General features: G+C 68.0%; 1 protein-coding gene. It reads right to left on the bottom strand.

The genetic code is table 11. The features are described 5' to 3' along the window. A partial coding sequence (locus tag OXF11_10045) for a SwmB domain-containing protein (GenBank protein MCY4487439.1) occupies positions 1 to 2724 on the bottom strand: 2724 nt, incomplete at both ends.

Below are 2724 nucleotides of genomic sequence, written 5' to 3'. Positions count from 1 at the left end.
TCATGGGCGAAGGTCAGGCTCGCCGTGCCGGAGCCGCTCTCGTACGCCGCCCGTTTCGTGCCCCAGTGCGCCGGGTCCATGTCGATATCGAGGCGCGGCGCGCCGCCCGCCGTGTCGACCTCGACCGCCTCGCGGAAGGTCCCCCGCACCCGGATCGTCTCGCCGAGCGCGTAGGTGTCGTCATTCCCTGAGTCCGAGACCCCCTCGACCCCGGTCACCGACGCCGTCCCCGCCGGCGCCGGCGTCAGCCGCCAGTCGACCTTGTGGGCCGGGTCGTGGTCCAGGCCGTCATGCCCGAGCTGCGCGTCCGCGCCCGTCGACGCCGAGCGGATCGCGCCGCCGTTCGCCTCCAGCGTGTCCGCCAGCACCGCGATGCCCTGCGTGGACTCGTTGGGCTGCACGACTTCGTAGGCGAAGACCAGCTCCGCCGTGCCGCTGCCGCTCTCCCAGGCCATCCACTTCATGCCCCAGTGCGCCGCCGGGTCCATGTCGATCCTGAGGCGCGGCGTGCCGCCCGCCGTGTCCACCTCGACCGCCTCGCTGAACGTCACGCGCACGCGGATCGTCTCGCCGAGCGCGTAGGTGCCGTCGCTTCCTGAGTCCGAGACCACCTCGACCCCGGTCACCGCCGGAGACCCGGAGGTACCGACCGGCACCGCCACCCCGGAGAAGTCCGCGATCTGGTTGCCCTCGGCGTTCCACAGCCCGGGGTCGCCCCGCTGCCGGGTGTAGCCCAGCGTGACCGTCTCGCCGCTCTCCAGCGCGCGCGCCAGGGTCAGCGCCACCCCGGCGCCGCTCTCGGTGTACGCCGCGCCCTCGACCGCCGGAGGCGCTCCGCCCGACGCCGCCGCCAGGCCGAACGCCGTCGCCTTCAGCGCCTTGCCGGTGTCGAGCGGGCGGTCGAACTTCACCGTCAGGCTCTTGCCCTGCTTGCCCGGTGTGCCGCCGCTGTTGCCCGACGGGCCGCCGTTCTGCACCACCACCTGGGGGGTATCGCACCGGCCCGCCTGCAGGTTGGTCACCGGCTCCGCCTCGAGATCGGGCGCCTCGTGGCCGGAGAACGTCTGGACGTTCCTCTCCGTCTCGCTCCTGCTGTAGCTCAGCGTGAACGTGTCGCAGGGGGCCGCCGCACCGTTCAGGGTCAGCACCAGCTGCTTGCCCGACACCGCCACCGCGACGACCCGGCCGTATTCCACCGCCACCTTATTGCCGTTGCCGTCATCTTCGAGTTCGGGTTCGAGCAGCGTGAACCGGTCCGGATCCGGCAGGCTGGTCGGATCGAGGGACTTGTCGTAGATCACCGTCAGGCTGGCGCCGTCCACCTCCAGGGCGGTAACAGGCTTCTGAACCAGAGTAGAGCCCTGGATGGCGATCTGCCAGGGGGCGACGGGAAAATTCCAAGGTTTGCCCGGTCCGGCCCAAGTCCCGCGGTTGTTGTGGATGCCCCACCCGTCAGCCGCACCCGAGTCCTCGTTGTGCGAGTTCGTTGTCCGAAGTTGTGAACCGGAAGGATTGGACTGCGGGTCGAAGAAGACGAAATAGTGCGTCCCGGGGTCGAGGTCGATGCCCCCCTCCGGTGCATCGTAGGTGACGGTGGTGCCGGACACCGAACCGTAGGAAAGCGTGCCCAGGGAGGTGCCCAAATTGCCCTTATTCACGCTCGAAAAAATCAGGATGTCGTGCGAACTCGCTGCCGGGGCCGAGCCGGTGTACGGGACCGTCACGCTGGTCAGCCTGTAGCCGCCAGCATTACTGCCGGTGGTGAACTGCTGGCGGACATGGAGGGTAAAGTCCTGGGTGCCGTCGTTGCTCTGCCCGGTATTGCCGACCAGCGTCGTCTGTAAATCGCTCGGCACCGTCACCGTCACCGGGGTCACCGCAGTGCCGTGGATGGCGATCTGCCAGGGAAGGGAGTCCGTTGACCACGAGGTGGAGAGGGTATTCTTCCAAAGCTTGTTGTTCCCGATGCTCCACCCGTCGGCCTTGCCCGCATCCTCGTTGTTCGAGTTCGTTCGCTGCCACTGCGGATTACCAGCAACGGCACCACCGTTCGTGTCCAGGACGGCGAAATACGTCGTCCCGGCCTCGAGTGCGATGCCCTCGCCCGATGCCGTGTAGGTGACGGTGTCCACGGTTTGGTTACCGACAATCGCCCTTGAGACTGTGCCATATGTAAGCGTACCCAGCGAGGTGCCCGGCCGGTTGCTCGAGTTCGAGGCATGAATCTTGATCGTGTGCGAAGTCGCTGGCGGGGCCGAGCCCGAGGTGACGTACGGAACCACCAATTTCGTCAGCTTGTAGCTGATTGCGCTTCCGGTGGTGAACGGCTGGGCGATATCGTAAGTAAACCTGTCCTGGCCCCACCGGGTCTGCCCGGTATTGCTGACCAGCATCGCTTCACCGCTTGTCACCGTCCCGGCAACCGCCTCCGGCGTGCCGGCCGCCTCGACGTCCACCTTGGCCGCTAGCCCGGTCCGCTCAAGCCCGGTGAACGCCGCCGCCTCGTTGCCCGCCGGGTCGCGGATCGGGTTCGTGCCCTTCGTGTAGGACACGTCCGCCTCCGTGTAGGTGACGTCGCCCCCCTGGTCCCCGGGCGCCTTCGCCAGGTCCACCGTCAGCAACACCGTCTTGTCCTCGATCGCGACGGCGTTGGGGGTCACCGCGGCGTTCGAGTCCAGCTTCACGCCGAAGTCCGTGGTTGCCGGCACCGAGTCCGGGTCCAGC

It is taken from the genome of Deltaproteobacteria bacterium (genome assembly GCA_026712905.1).
GTDB lineage: Bacteria > Desulfobacterota > Binatia > UBA9968 > JAJDTQ01 > JAJDTQ01.
This window is presented reverse-complemented; position numbering and strand designations above follow the sequence as displayed.